Raw genomic sequence first — 25,384 nt, forward strand, 5'->3', positions numbered from 1 at the left:
TAAAAAACCAACTCAATGCCCTTCACTTTTTCCCATCCTGCAATAATTCTTCCCTTGAGATATTTACCAAAATCATGGTTTTCCATAACAGCATTAATAATCGGAAGCTTAACTCCTGATTTTGAATATTTCCTCCGAATGAAAGTTAAAAGCGATTATAGTCATACTTTAAATGGTATTTTTTGGTTTGATTTACCTCTTGCCCTTTTGCTAACTTTTCTCTTTCACAATCTAATCCGAAATCTTTTATTTAAAAATCTACCGTCATTCATAAAAAACAGAATTCTAGTTTTCACAGATTTCAATTGGAATATTTATTTTAAAAGAAATTGGCTCATCGTCTTAATTTCTTTATTAATTGGAATATTCTCTCATATTTTTTGGGATGCTTTTACACATAAACATGGCTTTTTTGTCAACCACATTGAAACTTTACAAAACACAATTCCAATTTTTGGATATGAAATTCCGCTATGGAAAATAGCTCAGCATTTAAGTACCATTATTGGAACTATTATCCTATTAATAATTTTCATTAAGCTTCCAATAAAATTTACTTCTCAAACCTCAATCAACAAACTTTATTGGATTTCTGCGATTTTGTTTACAATAGTAATTTTATTCACGAGATTCATAATAAATCCAAAAGCTCTGAACATTGGAAATTTAGTTGTGTCCTTTATAGCATCTTTTTTACTTTCAATAACAGCGATTCCGCTAATAATTAAATTCAAATCAATTCAAAAAAATTAACAAAATCCACTACATTTACTCCTTCAAAACAGAAATCACTTTAACTAAATTAAAACAGAATAATGGGAATATTTTCAGCCATTCTTGGCAATGCAGGTTCAGTAAGCCAAGAAGATTTAATTAAAAAATACGGACAGCTTTTAACTGCAAATGAAGAAATCGAAATGGGATTCAAACTTATTCGTGACACCTTCATTTTTACCAATAAAAGATTAATCTTAGTAGATGTACAAGGAATCACAGGAAGTAAAACAGAATATAAATCTATTGGCTACAAAAGCATTACGAGATTCAGCGTAGAAACTGCAGGAACTTTTGATTTGGATGCTGAACTAAAAATCTGGATTTCAAGCGAACAACACCCGAGCATTGTAAAACAATTCAATAAATCGGTTAATGTTTATGAAGTGCAAAAGATTCTTGCTTTTCATGTATTAGGATAAAAAAAATAAACCCAGCAAACAGAAATTTGCTGGGTTTTATACTTTAAGAAACAACTCTTATTTCTTTTTGGTTGTAGTTGTTTTCTTTGTGGTTGTAGTTGCCTTTTTAGTGGTAGTTGCAGGAACTGTATTTACAATTTTCTGTTGAACATACGGTTTATACAAACCATCTTTTTCTGCTCTTTTCTTAGCATCATCTGCTCTTTTTTTAGAATCAGGATGCGAACTCATCATCTGATCAATAAATGAAGCCTGAGATCCTTCACTCATTTTTGCCAAAATTCTAAAAGCCGATTCTTCAGCATTTACATCATAACCGTTTTTCTTCATGAAGTTATAAGCAAACAAATCTGCTTCCGACTCTTGTTTACGGCTGTATTTACTATCAATAATTGCGCTTCCAATTTTCCCAAGCTGACTGTCTGTTACAGTTGCCACAGTCGCCGATTGAGAAGCTGCTCCATCCATTAAAGCTTCCTTCTGATAAGCTGCACGAATAGCATCTCTAGAATCGTTGTTTGCTACGTGCCCAATCTCATGTCCGATTACTGCAACCAGCTCGTTATCATCCATAATATCCATTAATCCAGAATAAACACGAACGCTTCCATCTGCGGTTGCAAAAGCATTCACTTCTTTCAATTTATATACTTTATAGTTTAAAGTAAATCCGTCTCCAGAAGCATGTTTTCCAAAAACACGATTTAATCTTAAAGTATAACCATCGGTTGGTCCAGCAATTTCATGCTCTGCATCTAATTTATCTACTGCTTCTTTAGATAATTTTGCCGCATCGGCATTACTGAAAGTAAAACCTGTAACTCCTTTTTGAACTGCTCCAATTGCTTTATCGCCAAAATTAATCTGTGCAGTCATTTTAGTTAAACCAAATGCTGTAAATAAAAGTCCTACTATTATAAATTTCTTTTTCATATTTTTTATAATTACAATTTAACAACAAATGTAGCATAACAAAATGCTATTTTAATTTCACACAAAACTTGTTTTTCAACAAATAAAGATAAAACATTTTTATGAGCTGATAATCAACCTACAGTGGATTTTGATTCTATCGTAAAAAGAAAAAACCGGTAAACTTTTTTGGTTTACCGGTTTTGAATCCTGTATTGCTTATTTCTTTTTTGCTGTGCTTTTTTTCTTTGTTGTAGTAGTTGCTTTCTTCGTTTGTGTTACAGGAGCTGTATTATCAATTTTCTGCTGTTCGTAAGCATGATACAATCCATCTTTTGTTGCTTGCTTTTTTGCTGTATCTGCTCTTTTTCCAGAATCAGGATGAGAACTCATCATCTTAGTCATAAAAGATGCCTCTGCTCCTTCGCTTAAATTTTGAAGAATTCTAAAAGCCGATTCTACCGCATTAACATCATAGCCATTTTTTTTCATAAAATCGTAAGAAAAGCTATCTGCCTCAGATTCCTGTTTTCTACTGTGTTTGCTATCTATCATAGCGCTTCCTAGTTGCCCCAATTGAGATTGGGTAAGGGTTTCTATTTTTCCTGATTGCGATGACGCTGCATCTAGCAAAGCTTCTTTTTTATAAGCAGCTTTTATGGCATCTCTTGTATCGTGATTAACAACATGTCCGATTTCATGACCAATAACGGCTAGTAATTGATTATCATCCATGATATTCATTAAACCTGCAAATACACGAACACTTCCGTCAGCACATGCAAAAGCATTTATATCTTTTACTAGATACACTTTATAATTTAAAGTAACTCCTTCACTAGTAGTATGTTTTCCAAACAAACGATCTAAACGAATTGAATACCCATCTTTTGGGCCCGCAACTGGATTATTTGCATCCAATTCTGCAATAGATTGTTTAGCTAAAGCGGCTGCATCTGCATCACTAAAAGTAAATCCTGAAACACCTTTTCCTAAAGCCCCCATCGATTTATCTGAAAGTATCTGCGCATTTGTTTTAGTTAAACTTAAAATTGCAAATAAAACTCCTAATACAATAATTCTCTTTTTCATGGTTTTTAAAACTGTTAAATTAACAGCAAAATTACTACATAAATAATTTTGCAAAATCCCAAGAAGCCAAATTTGTAACAGATTAAGGCTGAAGTTTTATAATCCATAAAAACGAAACTCAAGATTAAAAATTTAAACATAAATTAAAAAACAAGTCTAAAATCACACTTAAAAACAAACTATTAACAATTGAATTAAATTATCTTAAATATTAACCACAAACAACATATGCAAACGAAAAGCAAATAAACATCTCAAAATAAACTACATTCCGTATCTTTGTACTTTGAACATTGATATATGGAAACAGTCGCTGAAAATATACCTACCACAAAACCAAAGTGGTTAAAAGTAAAATTACCTATCGGACAAAAATATACTGAGCTTAGAGGTTTAGTTGATAAATATAGTTTAAATACCATTTGTACTTCGGGAAGCTGTCCAAACATGGGAGAATGCTGGGGCGAAGGAACAGCGACTTTTATGATTTTAGGAAATGTTTGCACTCGTTCTTGCGGATTCTGTGGTGTAAAGACCGGAAGACCCGAAACGGTAGATTGGGATGAACCTGAAAAAGTAGCGCGCTCTATTAAAATCATGAATATCAAACATGCTGTTATTACTAGCGTTGACAGGGATGATTTGAAAGATGGAGGTTCTATTATTTGGATGGAAACTGTAAGAGCTATCCGTAGAATGAATCCGCAAACTACTCTTGAAACTTTAATTCCAGATTTTCAAGGAATTGAAAGAAATATAGATCGAATTGTTGAGGCAAATCCTGAAGTGGTTTCTCATAACATGGAAACTGTACGCCGTTTAACTCGCGAGGTTCGTATTCAAGCAAAATATGACAGAAGTTTGGAAGTGCTTCGCTATTTAAAAGAAAAAGGAATTAACAGAACTAAGTCTGGAATTATGCTTGGTCTTGGAGAGACAGAAGATGAAGTTTTCCAGACAATGACCGATTTAAAAAATGCAAATGTTGATGTTGTAACAATTGGACAGTATTTACAGCCAACTAAAAAACATCTTCCTGTAAAAGAATTTATCACGCCTGAACAATTTGCCAGATATGAAAAATTTGGTCTTGAGTTAGGTTTTAGACACGTCGAAAGCGGACCTCTTGTTCGTTCTTCATACAAAGCACAAAAACATATTTTATAAAAAAAAGTTTAACCGTTTAATCGTTTAATTGTAAAACCGATTAAACGGTTAAACAATTAAACGAATAAATAAAACATTGAAAACAAGAATTGCCATTAATGGATTTGGAAGAATCGGGAGAAATTTATTCCGTCTTCTTTTAGATCACCCCGAAATCGAAGTCGTTGCTATAAATGACATTGCAGACAACAAAACCATGTCGCATTTAATTAAATATGACAGTATTCACGGCGTTTTGAAAGCCGAAGTAAGTCACGATGAAAATAGCATTATTGTAGATGGAAGGCATTTTTTCTTTTTTCATGAAAAAAACATTGCAAACATAGATTGGAAATCCCATTCGATTGATATTGTAGTCGAATCGACAGGTAAATACAAAACACACGAAGAATTAAATGCGCATCTAGATGCTGGGGCAAAAAAAGTTATTCTTTCTGCTCCTTCAGAAGTTGATACCATAAAAACGGTAGTTCTTGGTGTAAACGAAGATATTTTGGATGGAAATGAAGATATAGTTTCAAATGCAAGCTGTACCACTAACAATGCTGCCCCAATGATTAAAATCATTGAAGAACTGTGCGGAATTGAACAAGCGTACATTACGACTATACATTCTTTCACGACAGACCAAAGCCTTCATGACCAACCACATAAGGATTTGCGCCGTGCGAGAGGTGCCAGCCAGTCAATTGTTCCAACAACTACAGGTGCAGCTAAGGCATTAACAAAAATTTTTCCTAAATTGCACAATAAAATGGGTGGCTGTGGCATTAGAGTCCCGGTTCCAGACGGTTCATTAACAGACATAACCTTCAATGTAAAACGAGCTGTAAGCATTGAAGAAATTAATAAAGCATTCAAACAAGCCTCAAAAACAAATTTAAAAGGAATATTGGATTATACCGAAGATCCGATTGTTTCGGTTGATGTAATTGGCAACACACATTCTTGTTTATTTGATGCTCAGCTAACATCGGTTATCGATAAAATGGTAAAAGTTGTAGGCTGGTATGATAATGAGATTGGCTATTCATCAAGGTTGATCGATTTAATTTTACTAATAAGAAAAAAATAAGATTCATTGTAATAGCATTGCCATACATGAAATACTGTCTTTTTATTGTTGTTTGTTTTTTTAACTCGTTTTTGTATTCTCAAACCATAAAGAATACGGATAGCGTGACCTATTATAACAAGCTGGCCAACACCAATCTTAACAATAAAAAATACAATCAGGCAATTTTTTACACAGAGAAGTCAATTAATTTTTGCGAAGAAAACGGCAAAAAAGAAAATTTGGCCAATCAGACTTTTAAACTCGGTAAAATTTATTACAACCAGAAAAAATTTGAAGACGCTTTAAAAAACTTTCATAAAACAGTTTCTTTATTTGACACCCTAAAACCTAGCTGCACAAAAGCTTTAGCATTGCATTATATTGGCGTAACCAATACTGCCAAAGGCGATTACAAAACAGCTTCTATTTATTATACAAAAGCTCAAGATTTATTAAAACAGCTAAACATCAAAGATAATGCGGAGGTATTAGATTATCAAAAAGCTTTGGCATTTAAGACTAACAACGATCTTAAATCTGCTGTAAAAACATTTAAAACTATTGCTAAAAAACCAGATAATAGTGCAAATATAAAAACAAAAGTAGACACATATTATCAGCTTGGTTTAATTGAGGGACAGCTTAAACGAAATGATTCAGCAATTATATATTTTGACAAAGCGTTAGATTACAATTCTAAAATTAATGATTTCCCTAAAAAATCGAAAATCGTTTTAGCAATAAGCCAATACTATAAGCAGAATAAAAATTATGATTTGGCGTATTCTTATCTTGACGAACATTATCAGCTGGAAAATTATCTTTTAAGATTAAAAAATGCTAAAATTGATTTGAATGAATATGAAAAATTCAAAAAAAATCAATCTTTAAACAATACTATTAAAAGAGAAAGCGAAGAAAAATTTCAGCTTAAAACCTATCGTTATTCTAAGCTAGTCAGCATTTTGGCCATTGCCTTAATTTCTATTTTATCGCTTTTGAGTTTGGCTTTGTACAAAAACAACATCATAAGAAACCAGAACAATTTACTGCTTCGCGAAAAAAACAAAGAATTGATTTTAGCCAAAAACAAAGCAGAAAAAGCATCAAAAGCAAGATCTGAGTTTTTGTCTACCGTAAGTCATGAACTCCGGACACCGTTGAATGCTATTAACGGAATTACGCATATCTTGCTCGAAGACAAACCAAAGAAAAAACAGCTCAAATATTTAGAATCTTTAAAATTCTCTGGAAACTATTTGACTACTTTTATCAATGAAATCTTAGAAATTAATAAAATTGATTCAACCAAAGTTGAAGTTGAAAATATTAGCTTTAACTTAAAAGAATTGCTTTTTAATATTCAAAGCTCATTAAAAGAACTAGCTACAGCCAACAAAAACTACTTCAACTTAGAAATAGACAAAGCGATTCCTGATAATTTAATTGGCGATCCAACAAAACTGTCTCAAATCATACTTAATTTAATCAACAATGCTTTAAAATTTACTCAAAACGGACATGTAAACGTTATTGCTAAATTATACTCACAAGAAGGAGAAGAAGCAACTGTTTATTTTGAAATCGTCGATACTGGAATTGGAATTCCAGAAGACAAACTTCAGTCAGTTTTTGAAAGCTTTTCTCAAGGTTCTATCGAAGTAAACAGAAAATACGGCGGAACAGGTCTTGGTCTTACTATTGTAAAAAAGTTAATCGAACTTTTAGGAGGCGAAATAAAACTAAAAAGTGAAGTTGGTAAAGGTTCTACGTTTACCTTCAAATTAAATTTCAAAATCAATAACGAACCATTGGAAGTAATCGAAGAAGTAAAACCTTATAATGACAAACAATTGAAAAACAAATCTATTTTATTGATTGAGGACAACAAAATCAATCAAATGATCACTCGCAAAATGCTGGAAAACAAAAACATTACCTGCGAGATTGTTGACAATGGAGAAGATGCTGTTGAACTTCTAAAAATCAAACGTTTTGACATGATTTTAATGGACGTCCATCTTCCTGGCATTAACGGAACTACAGCAACTAAGCTGATTCGTGAATTTGACAAAACGACTCCAATTATAGCTTTAACAGCTATTTCGCTCGATGAAAATCGCGACATGCTTCTTTCTTACGGAATGGATGATGTGATTACAAAACCTTTTGTTCCAGATGAATTCTATACTACAATTGCTAAATTTTTTGATTAAAAAGGTTCTGAGACGCTAAGACACTAAGATTCTAAGTTTTCTTTCACATACTCTAAAATCGCAGCATCGAAGTCTTGCTGATGATTGATGAATGAACTTTTAATTGGAAGATAATATAATTGCGAAACTAACTTTGAGTCTTTTAATCGAACATAATCCTTCTCGGTTGTAATGATTTTTCTTCCGTTTGCTTTATTTTGAATTGCATCTAAATCATTATCAGAAAAATGATGATGATCTGGAAAAGTCAGACATTCGTCGTTTTCATTCTTTAAATAATCAAAAAATGGTTTTGGTTTTGCAATTCCTGCCAGCAGCAATTTTGATTCTGGTTTAATTTCGCCTAAAGTAATTTTTTCATTTTTACCATAAATCACATTATCATAATCAATAAAACTAAAAAACAACTGTTGTTTGTAATTAAGCTTTAATCTTGACTTTATTATTGCTTGCTCTTCTTCAGTTAAAATACTTGGACATTTTGTAACCACTACGATACTAGCTCTTTCTGCTCCGCTTCTACTTTCCCTCAGATTCCCTGTTGGCAGCATAAAATCATCTGCATACAAATCTCCGTAAGAAGTCAGCAAAATATAAAAACCTGCTTTAACTTTTCGGTGCTGATAAGCATCATCCAGTAAAATAATTTCCGGTTTCTCATTTTGCGAAAGCAACTTCTGAATTCCATTTGTACGATTGGCATCTACAGCCACCATTACATTTGGAAATTTTTGATAAAACTGAAAGGGTTCGTCACCCAAAATTTCAGCATTCGAATTTTCATCTGCTAAAACAAAACCTTCTGATTTTCTTTTGTATCCACGGCTTAAAGTTGCCACTTTATATTTATCAGACAACAATCGAATTAAATATTCTATTTGTGGTGTTTTCCCAGTTCCGCCAACGCTTAAATTTCCAACAGCAATAACAGGAAGATCAAATGAAGTCGATTTTAAAATTCCTTTATCAAAAAGAAAATTTCGGATTGAAGTTATGAATCCGTATAAAATTGCGAATGGGAAAAGTATTTTTCGAAGTAAGTTCATTTTACGAAAGTATAATTTTTTTCGTTAATTTGTTTAAGGTTTTGGCACAAGTCAAAGAACTTGAAACATGAAACCTAAAACTTGAAACAAATCTTAAAATGAAAATCAAAAATATTATATCGGTTCTTGAAGAAATGGCTCCTTTGGCTTACGCCGAAGATTTTGACAACGTTGGACTTTTAGTTGGCAATTCGGAAACCGAAAGCACTGGTGTTTTAGTTTGCCACGATGCCTTAGAAAATGTAATTGACGAAGCTGTTGCAAAAAACTGCAATCTGGTAGTTTGCTTTCATCCAATTTTATTCTCTGGAATTAAAAAAATCACTGGTAAAAATTATGTTGAACGTGCAATTTTAAAAGCAATTAAAAATGACATTGCAATATATGCAGTCCACACAGCATTAGACAATCATTCTCAAGGCGTTAATAAAATTTTCTGTAATGCATTAGGTTTAGTGAATACCAAAGTTTTAGTTCCAAAACAGAATTTCATTCAAAAACTAATTACTTATACCGTTCCAGATAATGCAGATAAAGTTCGTAAGGCCTTATTTGAAGCTGGCGCAGGAACAATTGGAAATTATGAAAATTGCAGTTTCAACTCAAACGGAATTGGAACATACAAAGGAAATTCTGAAAGTAATCCTGTAATTGGTGAACGTCATGAACTAACCGAAACTGAAGAAATAAAAATTGAAGTTACTTTTGAAAAGCACTTGCAATCCCGAATTTTAAAAGCGCTTTTTGCCAATCATATTTATGAAGAAGTCGCTTATGAAATTTATAATCTTGAAAATTCTCATCAGAATATTGGTTTAGGAATGATTGGTGAATTTGAAACTGAAATGGATGAAAAAGATTTCCTGTATTTCGTAAAAGAAAAAATGATTTCCGACGGAATTCGCCATTCTGCTTTTTTAGGCAAAAAAATAAAAAAAGTTGCTGTGTTAGGAGGTTCTGGAAGTTTTGCAATTAGAAACGCAATAAGTGCTGGAGCAGATGCATTTTTGACTGCTGATTTGAAGTATCACCAGTTTTATGAAGCTGAAAACAAGTTACTTTTGGCAGATATTGGTCATTTTGAGAGCGAACGCTATACAAAAAATTATATTGTTGATTATCTTCGAAAAAAAATTCTTAATTTTGCAATCATTTTATCGGAAGAAAATACAAATCCAGTTAAGTACTTATAAAATATGACGAATACGAAAGAATTAAGTGTTGAGGACAAGTTAAGAGCAATATACGATTTACAGCTTATTGACTCTAGAATTGACGAAATCAGAAACGTTAGAGGAGAACTTCCTTTAGAGGTTGAAGATTTAGAAGATGAAGTTGCAGGTTTGAGCACTCGTTCAGAGAAACTGAAAGGTGAACTTGAAGTGATTGAGGAGCAAATCAAAGCAAAAAAAATTGCTATTGAGGAGCATAAAGAGGTTATCAAGAAGTACACAAAACAACAAGAATCAGTACGTAACAACAGAGAATTTAATTCTTTGACAAAAGAGGTTGAATTTCAGGAATTAGAAATTCAATTGGCTGAAAAGCAAATCAAAGAAATGAAAGCTTCTATCGAGCACAAAAAAGAAGTTATTTCTAATTTAAAAGAAAAACTTGATGCTAAAAGCTCTCATTTAAAACATAAAAAATCTGAGTTAGATGCTATTATGGCTGAAACTCAGAAAGAAGAAACTTTCTTAACTGAGAAATCTGCTGAGTATGCTGCACAAATCGAAGATAGATTATTAGCTGCTTACAACAGAATCAGAAGCAGTGTTCGTAACGGATTGGCTGTTGTTTCTATCGAAAGAGGAGCTTCTGCTGGATCTTTCTTTACAATTCCACCACAAACTCAGGTTGAAATTGCTTCAAGAAAGAAAATCATCACAGATGAGCACTCTGGAAGAATCTTAGTTGACACTCAATTAGCTGAAGAAGAAAAAGAAAAAATGGAACAATTGTTCGCAAAATTCTAAATATCAAGTCCCGATTAAATCGGGACTTTTTTTTGCGTTTATTTTTTTCTCTCCCGATAGCTATCGGGATAAAAGGATTAACTCAGATTAAATTATTCTTATGCTTAATAAAATCTTTTAATCCTTTATCCCGATAGCTATCGGGAGTGGCAAAACATTTTTTACCTTTAGAAAAAATTTAAGTTTTGGGAATTAAAAAAGGAATTCGGTTCATAACATTAAAATCAGTTGGATCTTACATTAATTTTTTGAGCTATGTTCGTCCGCAAAAAGCGATGGAACTTTCTTATGCTCTTTTTAGCCAGCCTCGAATTGGCCGATTAAAAAAAGAAGATCTACCAAAAGTTTTGCGACATACAGAAACAGAAACATTTCATCACAATGAACATCATTTTCAAACTTACATCTGGAAAGGAAATGAAACCAAAATTCTATTAGTGCATGGCTGGGAAAGCAATGCTGCACGATGGAAAAAAACCTTACCGCATCTTCAAAAATCTGGAAGCACTATTATTGCAATTGATGCGCCTGCACACGGACAAAGCAGCGGAAAAGAATTTAATGTGCCTCTTTACGCCGAATTCATCAACAAAGCTGTAGAAAAATATCAGCCCGAAATTATAATTGGGCATTCTATTGGTGGAGCTGCCTGCGTTTATCATCAATATTTGTTCCCGAATACGAGCATTAACAAAATGGTTGTTCTTGGCGCTCCTTCTGATTTAAAAACTTTGATTAACAATTACATTTCGATGCTTAGTTTGAATAGAAGAATGCTGCCTCTTTTGGAAAGCAAATTCGTCAATCGTTTCAATTTTAAACTGGAAGATTTTTCGGGACAAAAATTTGCCTCTCAATTTACTATTCCAGGTTTTATTGCTCATGATACGACAGATAAGATTGTAGCTTTTGAAGAAGGAAAAAAAATAGCCAGCAATTGGAAAAACAGTCAGTTTATTGAAACCAGCGGTTTAGGTCACGGAATGCATGATGATGAATTGTATGATAAAGTGATTGAGTTTCTGTTTTCTGAAGTTTCTAAGCCACTAAGTCGCTAAGACTCTAAGCTTTTTTAATCTAAAATCCAAAATCAAAATGATTGCCGTAATTTTTGAAGTAATCCCTAACGAAGGAAAAAAAGAAGAATATCTGGATATCGCAGCGAGTCTGCGTCCAGAATTAGACCATATTGAAGGATTTATTTCGATAGAGCGATTTCAAAGTTTTACTAATCCTTCAAAAGTGCTGTCTTTATCTTTTTGGAAAGATGAAGAAAGTATCCAACAGTGGAGAAATCTAGAGATGCATCGTGCAGCTCAGGCAAAAGGCAGAAATGAAGTTTTCAAAGATTATCATTTAAGAATTGCATCTGTGGTTCGTGATTATGGAATGTTTGATCGAAAAGAAACTCCAAGTGATAGTTCTGAATTTCATTCTTAAGATTCAAGCGTAAAAAAAGACAAAGGTTTTGCACAAACTTGTCATCCTGAGGAACGAAGGATCACACAAGAAACTCCGCAATCAAAATCGCCAATCTTTGTCGAGTTACGAGTGTGATCCTTCGTTCCTCAGGATGACAAAACAGTATGAGATTCAAAACAACCCAATAATCTAAAGTCTGAAATCTAAAATCCCAAGATGTCTAAACTTTTGTCTACTTTTGCAGTATGGAAGAAAATTTAAAACGTCTTAATAAATTTATTGGTGAAACGGGATATTGCTCTCGTCGTGAAGCTGATAAATTGATTGAAGAAGGACGCGTAACGATAAATGGCGCTGTGGCTGAAATGGGGACTAAAGTTTCGCCAGATGATGAAATACGCATTAATGGTAAATTAATCGTAGAGAAAAATGAAAAATTAGTTTATTTGGCTTTCAATAAACCTGTCGGAATTGAATGCACGACTAACCTTGAAGTTAAAAATAATATTGTTGATTATATTAATTACCCGAAACGTATTTTCCCAATTGGAAGATTGGATAAAGCCAGTGAAGGATTAATTTTTATGACCAATGATGGCGATATCGTAAACAAAATTCTTCGTGCTAGAAATAACCACGAAAAAGAATATACGGTTACAGTAAACAAACCTATTACAGAACGTTTTATTCAGCGTATGGGAAATGGCGTTCCGATTCTCGATACGGTTACTAAAAAATGTAAAGTCGAACAAATTAGCAAATTCACTTTCAAGATCATTTTAACGCAAGGATTAAACCGTCAGATTAGAAGAATGTCTGAATACTTGGGTTATGAAGTTACAGCCTTAAAACGTATTAGAATCATTAATATTTCTTTGGATATTCCTGTTGGAAGATATAGAGATTTAACCGATGCTGAGATAAAAGAATTAAACCACTTAATTGAACCTTCTAGCAAAACAGAAGAAGCTAGTCTTCCGAAAGTAGAAAATCAGAATAGAAATTCAAACAGAAGTTCAACTCAAGGTTCGACTCAAAATTCAAGTCGAAGAACAACGTTTATTTCAAAACATGATCCTCGCTTTAAAAAAAGAGGAGATGATAAATAAAAAGAAATCCCATTCAACTGAATGGGATTTCTCATTTTATTCTATTTCTTTTCTTTATTCAAAAATTCATAATACAACGCTTTAGATAAAAAACTGGCGTCTTGATAATTCCAAATCAATTGTTCTCGCACAGCTTCTGCATATTTTCCGTTTAAATTATTTTTTTCAAAATATTCACGACGTGCATCATCATTAAAATTCAAACCGCTTAAGAAGACAGGTTCTACTCCTTTGTTAACTGAAATATTATAATTCGTAACAAGGTTTCCCCAATTGATATAACTGCATAAAAGAATTGTTCCGTAGAAATACCAAACCATCTGGTTAAAAAGATAAGCATTGGTTTTTTGCTTTTTTATTTTCTGAAATGAAACTGCCAAACCGATAATAGCTAAGATTAAAAAAGCATAAACACCAAGACGTTTGTATGTTAAACCATAAAAAGAAACATATTCTGTATTCTTAATCACAGCACTTACAATTAGAATGACGTTTAGCGCAAGCCAAACTTTTGCTAAATTCTTTAAAGTTTTGGCTTTTTCATCAAAATTAAAACCTCCTTTAAAGTAAAATAAGATTACGCCAACTGCCATTAAAATTGAAAAAATTACTGCGTTTACACGTTCATGTGTGTCTGCGCTTAAATTTGTTTTTTTGACTACTTCAAAAAATTGCTCATAATTGTAAGTTCCAATAAAAACTAAAAGCATGATGTTTAAAAGAAATAATGTAATCTCACCGCTTTTTCTTTCGAAATCAAGATCTAAAAAAGAAAAAGTGCTTTGATTTTTTACTTCAGAAACATTTGTGAAATCATTGTTCAATTTCGGATTGTATTCGTAACAAACATCAGGAACCCAATAATTCCAGAAACTAAACGAGATGTAAAATCCTAAAACACACATTGCAATTAATTGCGGTAAATTGATATCTAGTTCATAATCTGTAAATAATGAAGAGAAATGATCGCTTCCGAAAGAGTAAACAATGAAAAACAATCCGAGAAAGATAACCGGAATAAGAACAAATGCCACTAGTTTTTTTGCAAAATCATTATGGATTTTTCGTTCTGGAAGCCATTGTTTAAAGATGAATATTCGGCCGATGGAAGTAAATCCGTTTAAAAATATTAAAGGAAAAACCTGGATTATTTTGAGTTCATCATTTTGTGTTTTGAATTGCAAAAATAAAATTGATAGTGCTAAAGCAAAAAATGATGCCGCATCTCCGTACCAAGCAAAAGCAAAACAAGACAAAATAGAGGTCATTACAAGAACAAGATGTGATCGCTCTACCATCTTTTCCTGAAAGAAATAACTAATTAAAAGCGTGAGTAAAACGCCAAAAATAGAAATATTGATTCCAACAGATTCGTTGTAAAAAAGCAGTATAAAAACCGCTGTACAAGCTAAGATAATTTGATGTTTTTTCATGATTGACAAATTTAAAAGTACTTTGTAATTCAAAGTTTTTAGATAAAAAAATAGCGTTATTACGATTTCATTAATTTTTCGAGATAAGACAAATGCTCTTTGAAGGCAGCACGCCCCAAATCGGTTACTTGATAAGAGGTTTTAGGCTTCTTCCCTACAAATTCTTTTTTTACTTCTATATAACCTGCTTTTTCAAGCGCAGAGGAATGACTCGCTAAATTACCATCGGTGATATTTAAAAGCGTTTTCATCTCGGTAAAATCTACCCAGTCGTTAACCATCAGAACGGACATAATACCCAGTCTGACACGGCTTTCAAAATCTTTATTTAGTTTATCAATAATTCCCATTGGGTTATTTATTTGTATTTTTTGAACATCACTAATCCATATATGATATGCAGAATTCCGAATCCTAAAATCCAGAATATCAATCCATACCCTATATTAAAAAGTGCAATACATCCTAAAATCAGTTCCGAGAAACCAAGATATTTTATGTCCGAAAATGTATATTTTTCAGCGTTTACAACAGCAAGTCCGTAAAAAATTAATGTTGCAGGAGCCACTAAACCAAAGTTCCCATAATGTATTAAAGCCAGACAAAATATCCCGCCAGTTATAAGTGGCACTGATAAATGAAACAGCATCTTTTTTGTTGCCGAAGTCCAAATTGGCAAATTGTATTTTCTGCTTTTTCTAATGGTAAAAAAAGCAGCAAATACCAACGCAACGACCATAATTATGATGCCGATCCAGAATAATTCTGAAACCAGATTGGTAGAATATAATCTATGCCCATCGTTTAAATAATCGATACCGTTTACTTTGAAAAGCTGATATACATAGATTCCGCCAATTAAAGCTGAAAGACCAGCGAAAACTCCTGAAAGTCCGCTTAATGATATAAATCTTGAAGAGCGCTCCATCATGGAACGAATATGTGCTAAATCTTCTTGGTGCTTTTGATTCATAATTAAAGTACTTTGCGTTACAAAGTTATTATTTATTTCGAATTGACAAATAAAAAAGTGATTTTATTTTTAATATTTCAACCCTCTGGGATTCTGCAAACTTTTTAAAAACGAAACTTTCTTATGAAAATGATTGCGTGATGGATAGAAGCTAGCTACCGAAGTAGCGCGGATAGCCCGACCGTATCGAGATAAGAAGGCGTATATGAGTAAAGTATGTTTGCCTTCTTATCTCGATACGGTCACGCCCAAAATATAAAAACGAAAAAGCCCATTCTTAACGAACAGGCTTTTATTATTACGAGATTTTAAATTAAAACCATCTTCTTCTTTTGAATAAAAATACTCCAAAAGTGGATAAGATTATTGAAACTAGAAGCAGAATCCAGATTCCGTATTTACTTTCTTCTAATCCGTTTGGTACGTTCATTCCGTACAAACTGGCGATTAGGGTTGGAATCATTAAAATGATCGAAATTGATGTCATCTGTTTCATGATATTATTCATGTTGTTTGAAATTACAGAAGCATAAGCATCCATCATTCCTGTTAAGATGTTGTTGTAAATATTGGCTGTGTCTTGTGCCTGATTTAATTCGATTTCAACATCTTCCAATAATTCTGGATCGTAACTAGCTTTGTGAGCCTTTAGATTTTTGATTCTTTGAAACAAAACGTCATTTGCTTTTAAAGAAGTGATGAAGAACACAAAGCATTTTTCGATTTGAAGTAGCGCTTGCAATTCTTCATTTTTGATCGATTTCTCTAAATTATCTTCTGCCAGTTTTATTTTATGGTTGATTTGTTTTAAATATTTCAAATACCAAACGCTTGATGACAAAAGCAATCTGAGCACTAAATTGAAATTATCTTCGATTTCGATGTTTTTGCGCTGCGAATAGGCGACAAAATCTTTTATTATTTCCGTTTTATAAAAACTGATGGTAACACAGATATCGTCTTTAAATATGATTCCGAGAGGAACGGTATGGAACGGAATTTTGACATCTCCGCTTTTAATCGGAATACGCATAATGATAAGCGTCCAACCGTCTTCTATTTCGATACGAGGTCTTTCGTCGATATCTTCGATATCATTGTAAAAGGCTTCAGGAAGTTGAAGTTCTTCTAATAAGTAATTTTTATCTGATTCTGTTGGAGATTCGATATGAATCCAGCAATTTGAAGTCCATTTTTGGATTTCTACTAATCCGTTGTTGTTTGTGTAAAAGGCTTTCATTTCAAAATACAGGTTTTTAGCGCAGCATTTTGAAATTTTCAAAAGCTGCTTAATTTAATACTAACGAATAATAATCGTCCATTTGGAGAAGTGTTTTTTAAGTGGTGCAAAAGTATCCTTTATTTTTAAGAACCAAAACTTTAATCTATTAATAATATATTAAAATGGCACTTTGAGATGATTTTAAACACATAGAGACATAGATATTGTAACTGTAGAAAAGGCGTTTCACTTTTTTAAATAAACATAGTAGAAGTCTGGGTAAACTCTGTGGAAGAAATTTGTTTCTCTTTTGCATTCTTTTTAAAAAATTAAATTCTATATTTCTATGTGTTAAAAAAATAAAAAGCCTGCTCAATCGAACAGGCTTTATAATATATTTTGACGTAATTTTATTTATTTCTTGCGCTTCTCATTTTTCTTGCTAAAAGCGTATTCTTAAGCAACATTGCAATTGTCATTGGTCCTACTCCACCTGGAACTGGCGTAATGAAAGATGCTTTTTTGCTTACTCCGTCAAAATCAACATCTCCTTTAATAACGTATCCTTTTGCGTTTGATGCATCTTCTACGCGCGTAATTCCAACATCGATAACCGTTACTCCTTCTTTTACCATGTCTGCTTTTAAGAATTCTGGAACTCCTAAAGCTGTAATGATGATATCAGCATTTTTAGTGAATTCTGCTAAATCTTTAGTTCTGCTATGAGTTAGTGTAACTGTCGAATCTCCAGGATTTCCTTTACGGCTCATTAAGATACTCATTGGGCGTCCTACTATATGGCTTCTTCCTATTACAACTGTGTGTTTTCCTGCAGTTTCTACTTTGTAACGCTCTAACAATTCCATAATTCCGAATGGGGTTGCTGGAATAAAACTTTCCATTTCAAGTGCCATTCTTCCAAAGTTAGTTGGGTGAAATCCGTCTACGTCTTTGTCTGGATCGATTGCTAATAAGATTTTTTGCTCGTCGATATGTTTTGGCAAGGGTAACTGAACGATATATCCGTCTAGATTGTCATCTTCGTTTAACTCTTTAATTTTAGCCAATAATTCGTCTTCTCTAATGGTTTCTGGTAAAGCAACTAAAGTAGAATCAAATCCGATCTCTTGGCATGATTTTACTTTACTTCCCACGTAAGTTAAACTTGCTCCGTTATTACCCACTAAAACTGCTGCTAAATGAGGCACTTTTCCTCCAGCTGCTTTTATAGATTGAACTTCGATTGCAATTTCGTTTTTAATGTCGTTAGATGTTTTTTTACCGTCTAGTAGCTGCATTGTGTGTTATTTCAAGTTTAAAGTTTGCTTCGCCAATTCGGCTTTAGCCTCGGGTCATGTTTCACGTTACTTGCGAAACTTAATTTTTATTGAATTAAAAAAGTTTCAAGTTTTGGTCTCTTAATTTGAAACCTTAAACTTGAAACTCTTTTTATTATTTCGGCATTCCTCCTGGCATACCACCCGGCATCCCTTTCATACCTCCCATCATTTTCATCAGATTTTTTCCGCCTGGGCCTTGCATCATCTTCATCATCTTGCTCATTTGGTCAAATTGTTTCATCAGCTGATTTACTTGCTCGACTTTAGTTCCCGAACCTTTAGCGATTCTAGCTTTTCTTTTTACGTCGATAATAGCTGGTTTGCTTCTTTCTCCTGGAGTCATCGAATAAATGATCGCTTCAATATGTTTGAAAGCATCATCTTCAATTTCCACATCTTTCATGGCTTTTGAAGCACCTGGTATCATTCCAACCAAGTCTTTCATGTTACCCATTTTCTTTACTTGTTGAATTTGCGTTAAGAAGTCATCAAAACCAAATTCATTTTTAGCGATTTTCTTTTGAAGTTTTCTTGCTTCTTCTTCATCAAATTGTTCTTGAGCTCTTTCAACAAGAGACACAACGTCTCCCATTCCTAAGATACGCTCAGCCATACGTTCTGGATAGAAAACATCAATTGCTTCCATTTTTTCTCCAGTACCAACAAATTTGATTGGTTTGTTTACAATCGATTTGATTGAAAGTGCAGCTCCACCACGAGTATCACCATCTAATTTGGTTAAGATAACTCCATCAAAGTTCAAGATATCGTTGAACGCTTTTGCTGTATTTACAGCATCTTGTCCTGTCATAGAGTCTACAACGAACAATGTTTCTTGTGGCTGAATTGCTTTGTGAACACGTGCAATTTCGTCCATCATTTCCTGATCTACTGCTAAACGTCCTGCTGTATCGACGATAACAACATTGAATCCGTTTGCTTTAGCATGCTTAATTGCATTTTGAGCAATTTCTACAGGATTTTTATTTTCTGGTTCTGAGTAAACCTCAACACCTATTTGATCTCCCACAACATGTAACTGGTTGATCGCCGCAGGACGGTAAATATCACACGCTACAAGAAGTGGTTTCTTGTTTTTCTTCGTTTTTAAGAAGTTTGCTAATTTTCCTGAGAAAGTAGTTTTACCAGAACCTTGAAGTCCTGACATCAAAATAACAGTTGGATTTCCTGATAAGTTAACACCAGCAACATCTCCACCCATTAATTCTGTCAACTCATCTTTTACCAGTTTTACTAATAATTGTCCTGGCTGTAAGGTTGTCAATACGTCCTGTCCAATAGCTTTGTCTTTTACTCTAGCTGTAAAATCTTTAGCAATTTTAAAGTTAACGTCGGCATCAAGTAAAGCACGACGAACTTCTTTTAAAGTATCGGCAACGTTTACTTCTGTAATTTTACCGTGTCCTTTTAATATATGGAACGCTTTATCTAACTTATCACTTAAATTATCAAACATATCATTTTCTTTATTTGAAGTGCAAAGATAATCTAATTAGATATTTCAGGCAATTTTTATTTCCACCCAATTTTGCCACGAAGGCACTAAGGCACAAAGTTTTTTGTTTCTCGCAGATTTAGCAGATTCAAAAGATTATTTTTTAAATTGGGTATGAGAAATATCACCTAGATCAGCAAAATCTGCGAGAGAAAAAAGGCGCAAAGAATAAAACCTTTGCGCCTTTGTACCTTTGTGGCTATGAACCTTTAAAATTGAAAGTAAATAAATGGCTGTGAACCTGCAACAGCAGTTGCATAAACAATCCAGTAAACAAAACCTAGAATTATCGCTTTTACTAATAATGGTGTTTTGTCAAAAATAGATTTCATTCCGTTGGTGAATGATTCTGGTAAGAAATGCCAAACGTAACCGAATAGCATTAATCCGAAAACATTTTTATAACCTAAAACAATTGTTTTCCAAAGTTCTGGTTCAAATGTTAATTGACCGATGTTATTAATTACTTGTAATGCTGTTTCAAAATCTCTTGCTCTGAAGAAAATCCAACAGAAAACTACAAAATGGAAAGTGATTACGATTGAGAAAAATCTCCATAAGAAATTCGGACTTTTATCTTTCTTCGAAGGAAAGAATTCCATAAATATTTTATGAACCGCTAATGCTAATCCGTGAAGTGCCCCCCAAACAATAAACTGTGCTCCTGCTCCATGCCACAAACCTCCTAAAAGCATTGTAGTAAACAGGTTGAAATTGGTTACTAAAGTTTGTTTTATTTTGCTTGAAAGTAAAAATGACAAAGCGAAAATTAAAATACTGACTCCTGCAATAATAAGCGGAATTACACTCTCATTATAACAAGACATTCCCCAAAGCAATAATCCGAAGAAAAATAAACTTGGGAATAAATATCCCGCGAAAGATCCATTACGGTTTCCTCCAATCGAAATGTATAAAAAATCTTTTAACCAAGTCGAAAGCGAAATATGCCATCTTCTCCAGAAATCGGTAATCGAAGTCGATTTGTATGGAGTTCTAAAGTTGACTGGCAATTTAAATCCAAGCAATAATGCAATACCAATTGCCATATCTGAATATCCAGAGAAATCACAGTAAATCTGAATGGCATATCCGTACGAAGCCATTAAATTTTCAAAAGAAGTATAACTCATCGGCGTATCAAAAACACGATCGACAAAGTTTACCGATATGTAATTTGAGATTACTGTTTTCTTAATTAAACCTCCAATAATCAAAAACAAGGCGTTGTTTACATCTTGTTTTGTCAGATTTAATTTTTGATAAATCTGAGGCAAAAAGTCTTTCGCACGAACAATTGGTCCCGCAACTAATTGAGGGAAGAATGATACGAAGAATAAATATTCGATGTAATTCTTTGTCGGTTTAATTTCTTCTCTATAAATCTCAATAATATAACTCATAGATTGGAACGTATAAAACGAAATTCCAACAGGAAGAAAAACATTATGAAGTTCAAAATTACCATGAAACATATCGTTGTACGTCACGATCAAAAAGTTCATGTATTTGAAATAGCCTAAAAGTGCTAAATTCAAAATGACACTAATTACCAAATAAAATTTCTTAACTCCATCTCTGCTTTCTCGGTAAATAATCTGGCTCAAACCATAATCTACGACTGACGAAAGCAATAACAGCAGAAAATAAATCCCGCTTGATTTATAGTAAAAGAATAATGAGAAGAGAATAACATACGTTAATCTCAAATAAAATGTTTTGCGTAAAAAACCATACACAAAATAGAAAACCAGAAATAAACCTAAGAATAAACCGGTATTGAATAAAAGTTTTTCGTCTTCGTTGTAAACAAACCAACTCTTAACTTGTTCTATTGTAATTGCACCAAAATTTTGAATGAACCAATTATTAATGCTATCTATTGTTGTCAACTTACTTCTTTAATTTAAAATTATCGTATGATCTTAAAAACGCCTGAGCAAACAGATTTCCTTGTTTCTCGTATCCTTTTTTTGAATAATGAACCCAATCTGGCCCTATTAATCCTTGAACTTTCAATTGTTTGATTCCGCTCATGCCTCCAAACTCATCGTACAAATCCCAAACAGCAAAATCATCTTTTTGGGCTATATCAATAATGTGATGAGTGTAATCATCGATATATGTATTTGGTTTTCTTCTTAGCAAAGATGGCGGTGGTGTCATTACAATTATTGGCGCATCTATTTTCTGTGCTCTTACATTCTGTATAAATTCTCGTAATTCTTTAATATAACCTCCAGCATCCAATTTCTCGTAACTTTCATTTGTTCCTAATGAAAAAACCAATAAATCTGGATGTAATGATTTTAGCTGTTCAAAAAATAAAGGATATTTATTGTAATCTGAATATTTAGCTCCGTTTACTCCAATACTGCTATAAATAACGCCTGGGGCATCTTTTTCTAAGATAATTCCGTTTAACTCGTAATCTTTTGCTTCTTTATTCGGAATCAAGAAAATTCGGCTTAAAGCATTTTCTGAATTATAATAATGTGAGAAAGAATCTGATTCGATTGCCAACGGAACAAACTCTGACATTGAAATGGTCTTTGGCCTTGTTTCATTTGTTGAGATTTTTAAAGTTCTTCCTGCACGGATATTATTTGACTTTAAACGATTTTCTCTTTTAATCTCGGCAACAGAAACATTGTATTTATCTGCAATACTTCCAAGCACTTCACCTTTTTTAATTTTATGCGTAATGACTCTTCGTTCTGTTGTCTGAATAGAATTGATCTTAGAAGAAATAGCCAAATCAAACATATTCTGATTTTGGGGCGTAATAATTTTTATTGTATTGAATTTGTACGCTGGATCTTTTATGTTCATCTCCATTACAAATCCGCCTGAATCTCTCCAAAGACCAATACCGCTTAATCCAATCGGGCATTGCTTTACTGGGTAAATATTTCTATAGCTTTCCCAAGTTCTGTTCGATTTGAAACGTTCGTTATAAGATCCGTTTGTTCTGGCTAATTGATACGGAAAAACCAGACCACGTCCTGCGTTGCCAAATTGCTGCTGCAGTTTTTTTCTGATTTCATTCGTCATCAAATCACTTTGAATATGCGAATCTCCAATATGTACAATATTGATTTTCTGATTTTTCTGATCTTCATTTTTTTCCAGTTTATGAAAAAAATCACTTATCGCTTTTGCGTTATAAATCTGACCATCAGAAGGCGCATCAATTGCTGCGGTATCCACTTTTTGAATCATGCTTTTTGGTATTGGCTGTACGTCTGTTTTTGGAGTTTTTTCATTTGTTGTAAAAAAAAGACAACAAAAGAAAACCATTAATTTATTTATCATACACTGTCTTTTGTTACTGATACGGAATCGGGTTTGGCTCTTTTTACTGGTTTTGGCTTAGTCCCTTCAGCATCTCTTTTTTGTCTGAGTTCCTTATATTCTTCGTATCCTTTATTTAACTGTCCATAAAGTAAATTACCGATTGCTTTTGCACCGCGCTGGTTAAAGTGTGTGTAATCTTTATTGGCTTTGGCTGGAGTTTCATCAACCCACTTTATCATAGAACCATCTCCTCCCATCAAAGTATAAAGGTTTACAAATCCTGCATGAGTTTCTAATGCATAATGCTTTTGTGCTTTCATTAAAGGAACTACTGCCGAATCGGTTTTCATTTCTAAATCATATTTTGTTGACTTGTCAGCAGTTGAAACAATTAGAATCGAAACGCCTGGAAATGATTCTTTTATTTTATTAACGGTTTTCGTCATTCCTTTTTCATACCAAGAATAATTTTTTGTTCCGTAATTTAAAACGTTGGTTCCATAGTGCAGAATGATCAAATCGTATCTTAAGCTATTATTAAAAGCCCTCATTACATCTGCATTAAACATCGAAATTGGAAGCCCTGAATTTCCTCGCTGAGAGAAATTATCAACATGAACTCCGCTTCCATTATCAAAATTAAATCCGTAAATCGGAATAGAATCTGCCTGTACAAAATTTGCTTTAAAGGCTTTTAAACTTCCTGATGAAACTTTTAGTGTGTTAACTAAACTATTTGGAGAAAGACTTTTCTTAAGGGTATCTTTTCCTATAATGAAATTCACTTTTCCAACCTTAGATGAACGTCCATAAAATAATGTTGCATTATCTAATGAAGTCGAATATTTATTCAATCCAGCTTCGTACTGAACCCAAGTTGAATTGGATCTATCATTGGCAAAAAACACATGTCCGTTAACTCCAAAAGGGCTCGTTGGTCTTTTTACATTTAAATAAGACTGTGTTTTCCAGTTTTTAGAATAAGTTGATTTTACAGATCCTCTCGATGCTGCCGATTCTGATGTAATAGGAACAAAACCAACACCGTTTCCTCCAAAACGTTCCTGATAATTGGTACGAACGTCCTGAACGATTAAATCTCCATCGGTCATAGAATCTCCGTAATAAGCAATTCTAACTTTGTTCTGCGGATTTTTTTCTAACTGATACAATTTCTCATAGAAAGAAATCAGATATTGATATCCTTTATAGTTTTCGAATGTTTCCGCAGGAAATTCAATTCCTTCTGTTTCATCAAAAACAATTTTCTGCCCACTTAATTCTTGCTCACTTTTTGCAATACTGTCTTTGTCTAGCGATAATGAATCGTCGGCAACAGATTCTAAAAGCATACTATCTATCAATATATTTTTAGAATCTAATTTAGTCTCTGAAAATATTTTATCTGGAAGGATTTGTTTAAACCCAATAAAAGCAACCAGCGCTAAAGCCACGATTGCAAAAGACTGAAAAAAATAAGACTTTGTATTCACTTAATAATTATAATAAAATATGCGGAACTGCATTCAAAAATTAAACCAATTCAATAATAGTTAACTTACTGCAGAAAAAATTTGTGCAAAGATAGAATAACATTTTGTTTCTATTTGATTTTAACAAGAAAGTAGAACAAAAAAAGAGGTTAGAAAAATTCTAACCTCCTTATCAAAAAAAAATAAAAAAAACAAAGCTAATGATTAACTAGATTTTTGATGTTTTTTATTTAAGAGTACACTTTATAAAATAAACTATTCTAGATTATTATTTTTTATTAGAATGTAGTAGTGCTGTTTGCTTGGTAAGCAAAATTAAAAGTATAGTAAGGTGACTCCGAAGTTTGTGTTGGACTTGCAGGTGCATCTTTATAATAACTTAATATTTCAAATTTTGCATATTTACCATCGTGTGTTTTTACAACAAATACTTTTCCTGCAATAGGAGAAATGATATGAGTTTCTGCATTGTAAGAATACCAGCCTTTTCCGCTTCCTGTTGGGATTGAATAAACAGTAGATGCATCTTGAGCAAAAGTACTAGAAGCAGGAAATGTTGTTACACCACCAAATGTTCCAGACACAATACTTACAGCACCAGATCCTGTTCTTTCTGGCTCATCTGTAAGACCAATTTTAGCTCCTCCATTTACAATAATTGTAGTACCGCGAAAAGCGATATCCCAGCTATTATCAGTTACTAATTTATTTTGAGAAAAACTAAATTTTGCAAATGCTCCTCCAGCTGGTTGTCCTTGACCACCTGTTTGTGGTGCAGCAATATTAGAAACTTTTGTAGTTACTACTGGTGCTACTTCATTTTTATCATCATCGCTGCTGCAAGATGCTGTAAAAATAAATAATGCTAAAAGCGAAAGTTTTAAGAATTTTGTTTTCATTTTGAAAAGGTTTAAATA

Annotated in this window: 23 protein-coding genes; 10 read left to right on the forward strand and 13 right to left on the reverse strand. The window is 33.0% G+C overall.

All coding sequences use genetic code 11. The features are described 5' to 3' along the window. The first annotated feature begins 15 nt into the window (after window positions 1–15). Together AC5ZCW_RS11695 and AC5ZCW_RS11700 are read left to right on the forward strand one after the other, a co-directional pair. Window positions 16–753 (forward strand): DUF4184 family protein, encoded by a 738-nt coding sequence (locus AC5ZCW_RS11695; protein ID WP_496119960.1) that lies wholly within the window; start codon window positions 16–18, stop codon window positions 751–753. 62 nt (window positions 754–815) lie between these two features. Further along, the gene (locus AC5ZCW_RS11700; protein ID WP_095929421.1) at window positions 816–1,196 is read left to right on the forward strand and encodes a PH domain-containing protein; all 381 of its coding nucleotides are present in this window, start codon (window positions 816–818) and stop codon (window positions 1,194–1,196) included. Window positions 1,197–1,253: 57 nt separating this feature from the next. On the opposite strand, the gene AC5ZCW_RS11705 is transcribed toward AC5ZCW_RS11700, so the two are convergent. Both AC5ZCW_RS11705 and AC5ZCW_RS11710 read right to left on the reverse strand, forming a co-directional pair. Then, on the reverse strand, window positions 1,254–2,129 hold the full coding sequence (locus AC5ZCW_RS11705) for a M48 family metalloprotease (protein ID WP_496119962.1): 876 nt from the start codon (window positions 2,127–2,129) through the stop codon (window positions 1,254–1,256). A 198-nt stretch (window positions 2,130–2,327) separates the two neighbouring features. Continuing rightward, the gene (locus tag AC5ZCW_RS11710) at window positions 2,328–3,200 is read right to left on the reverse strand and encodes a M48 family metalloprotease (RefSeq protein WP_496119964.1); all 873 of its coding nucleotides are present in this window, start codon (window positions 3,198–3,200) and stop codon (window positions 2,328–2,330) included. 300 nt (window positions 3,201–3,500) lie between these two features. Between AC5ZCW_RS11710 and lipA the strand changes: the two genes are divergently transcribed. From lipA to AC5ZCW_RS11725, 3 genes are all read left to right on the forward strand, one after another. After that, entirely contained in the window at window positions 3,501–4,367 is an 867-nt protein-coding gene (lipA, locus tag AC5ZCW_RS11715) for a lipoyl synthase (protein ID WP_496119966.1), read from the forward strand. Window positions 4,368–4,443: 76 nt separating this feature from the next. Further along, the gene (gene gap / locus AC5ZCW_RS11720) at window positions 4,444–5,442 is read left to right on the forward strand and encodes a type I glyceraldehyde-3-phosphate dehydrogenase (RefSeq protein ID WP_496119968.1); all 999 of its coding nucleotides are present in this window, start codon (window positions 4,444–4,446) and stop codon (window positions 5,440–5,442) included. 26 nt (window positions 5,443–5,468) lie between these two features. After that, complete coding sequence (locus tag AC5ZCW_RS11725) at window positions 5,469–7,640, forward strand: tetratricopeptide repeat-containing hybrid sensor histidine kinase/response regulator (RefSeq protein WP_496119970.1); 2,172 nt, start codon at window positions 5,469–5,471, stop codon at window positions 7,638–7,640. Between the two features lie 23 nt (window positions 7,641–7,663). On the opposite strand, the gene lpxK is transcribed toward AC5ZCW_RS11725, so the two are convergent. Beyond that, on the reverse strand, window positions 7,664–8,686 hold the full coding sequence (lpxK, locus tag AC5ZCW_RS11730; protein WP_496119972.1) for a tetraacyldisaccharide 4'-kinase: 1,023 nt from the start codon (window positions 8,684–8,686) through the stop codon (window positions 7,664–7,666). A gap of 98 nt (window positions 8,687–8,784) precedes the next feature. On the opposite strand from lpxK, the gene AC5ZCW_RS11735 reads away from it, so the two are divergent. From AC5ZCW_RS11735 to rluF, 5 genes are all read left to right on the forward strand, one after another. Continuing rightward, complete coding sequence (locus AC5ZCW_RS11735) at window positions 8,785–9,879, forward strand: Nif3-like dinuclear metal center hexameric protein (protein WP_496119974.1); 1,095 nt, start codon at window positions 8,785–8,787, stop codon at window positions 9,877–9,879. A 3-nt stretch (window positions 9,880–9,882) separates the two neighbouring features. Next, the gene (locus AC5ZCW_RS11740; protein WP_091496387.1) at window positions 9,883–10,662 is read left to right on the forward strand and encodes a zinc ribbon domain-containing protein; all 780 of its coding nucleotides are present in this window, start codon (window positions 9,883–9,885) and stop codon (window positions 10,660–10,662) included. Window positions 10,663–10,847: 185 nt separating this feature from the next. Then, the gene (locus AC5ZCW_RS11745; protein WP_496119976.1) at window positions 10,848–11,720 is read left to right on the forward strand and encodes an alpha/beta fold hydrolase; all 873 of its coding nucleotides are present in this window, start codon (window positions 10,848–10,850) and stop codon (window positions 11,718–11,720) included. Window positions 11,721–11,757: 37 nt separating this feature from the next. Continuing rightward, window positions 11,758–12,102, forward strand: coding sequence for an antibiotic biosynthesis monooxygenase family protein (locus AC5ZCW_RS11750; protein WP_496119978.1), 345 nt, complete (start codon window positions 11,758–11,760; stop codon window positions 12,100–12,102). 227 nt (window positions 12,103–12,329) lie between these two features. Continuing rightward, on the forward strand, window positions 12,330–13,193 hold the full coding sequence (gene rluF / locus AC5ZCW_RS11755) for a 23S rRNA pseudouridine(2604) synthase RluF (RefSeq protein ID WP_496119980.1): 864 nt from the start codon (window positions 12,330–12,332) through the stop codon (window positions 13,191–13,193). Window positions 13,194–13,234: 41 nt separating this feature from the next. Here the strand turns inward: rluF and AC5ZCW_RS11760 are convergent, their stop codons facing one another. The 10 genes from AC5ZCW_RS11760 to AC5ZCW_RS11805 all read right to left on the reverse strand — a co-directional run bounded on the left by AC5ZCW_RS11760 (window position 13,235) and on the right by AC5ZCW_RS11805 (window position 25,366). Next, window positions 13,235–14,626, reverse strand: a complete 1,392-nt coding sequence (locus tag AC5ZCW_RS11760; protein ID WP_496119981.1) for a DUF4153 domain-containing protein — start codon at window positions 14,624–14,626, stop codon at window positions 13,235–13,237. A 59-nt stretch (window positions 14,627–14,685) separates the two neighbouring features. Continuing rightward, the gene (locus AC5ZCW_RS11765; protein ID WP_057114812.1) at window positions 14,686–14,976 is read right to left on the reverse strand and encodes a winged helix-turn-helix domain-containing protein; all 291 of its coding nucleotides are present in this window, start codon (window positions 14,974–14,976) and stop codon (window positions 14,686–14,688) included. 8 nt (window positions 14,977–14,984) lie between these two features. After that, on the reverse strand, window positions 14,985–15,599 hold the full coding sequence (locus tag AC5ZCW_RS11770; RefSeq protein ID WP_496119983.1) for a hypothetical protein: 615 nt from the start codon (window positions 15,597–15,599) through the stop codon (window positions 14,985–14,987). A gap of 313 nt (window positions 15,600–15,912) precedes the next feature. After that, on the reverse strand, window positions 15,913–16,839 hold the full coding sequence (locus tag AC5ZCW_RS11775; RefSeq protein ID WP_281633825.1) for a magnesium transporter CorA family protein: 927 nt from the start codon (window positions 16,837–16,839) through the stop codon (window positions 15,913–15,915). Between the two features lie 392 nt (window positions 16,840–17,231). After that, window positions 17,232–18,119 carry a bifunctional 5,10-methylenetetrahydrofolate dehydrogenase/5,10-methenyltetrahydrofolate cyclohydrolase gene (locus AC5ZCW_RS11780; RefSeq protein ID WP_496119985.1) on the reverse strand — a complete coding sequence of 296 codons (888 nt, stop codon included), beginning with the start codon at window positions 18,117–18,119 and terminating at the stop codon, window positions 17,232–17,234. 154 nt (window positions 18,120–18,273) lie between these two features. Then, on the reverse strand, window positions 18,274–19,638 hold the full coding sequence (ffh, locus tag AC5ZCW_RS11785; RefSeq protein WP_095929402.1) for a signal recognition particle protein: 1,365 nt from the start codon (window positions 19,636–19,638) through the stop codon (window positions 18,274–18,276). A gap of 248 nt (window positions 19,639–19,886) precedes the next feature. Continuing rightward, window positions 19,887–21,569 carry an MBOAT family O-acyltransferase gene (locus AC5ZCW_RS11790; protein WP_281633827.1) on the reverse strand — a complete coding sequence of 561 codons (1,683 nt, stop codon included), beginning with the start codon at window positions 21,567–21,569 and terminating at the stop codon, window positions 19,887–19,889. Between the two features lies 1 nt (window position 21,570). After that, entirely contained in the window at window positions 21,571–22,992 is a 1,422-nt protein-coding gene (locus AC5ZCW_RS11795) for a GDSL-type esterase/lipase family protein (RefSeq protein WP_496119988.1), read from the reverse strand. Continuing rightward, window positions 22,989–24,467, reverse strand: coding sequence for an SGNH/GDSL hydrolase family protein (locus AC5ZCW_RS11800; protein ID WP_496119990.1), 1,479 nt, complete (start codon window positions 24,465–24,467; stop codon window positions 22,989–22,991). Before AC5ZCW_RS11800 ends, AC5ZCW_RS11795 begins: the two co-directional genes overlap by 4 nt. A 278-nt stretch (window positions 24,468–24,745) precedes the next feature. After that, complete coding sequence (locus tag AC5ZCW_RS11805; RefSeq protein ID WP_496119992.1) at window positions 24,746–25,366, reverse strand: HmuY family protein; 621 nt, start codon at window positions 25,364–25,366, stop codon at window positions 24,746–24,748. Between the last annotated feature and the right edge of the window lie 18 nt (window positions 25,367–25,384).

Source organism: Flavobacterium sp. PLA-DH12 (assembly GCF_059511845.1).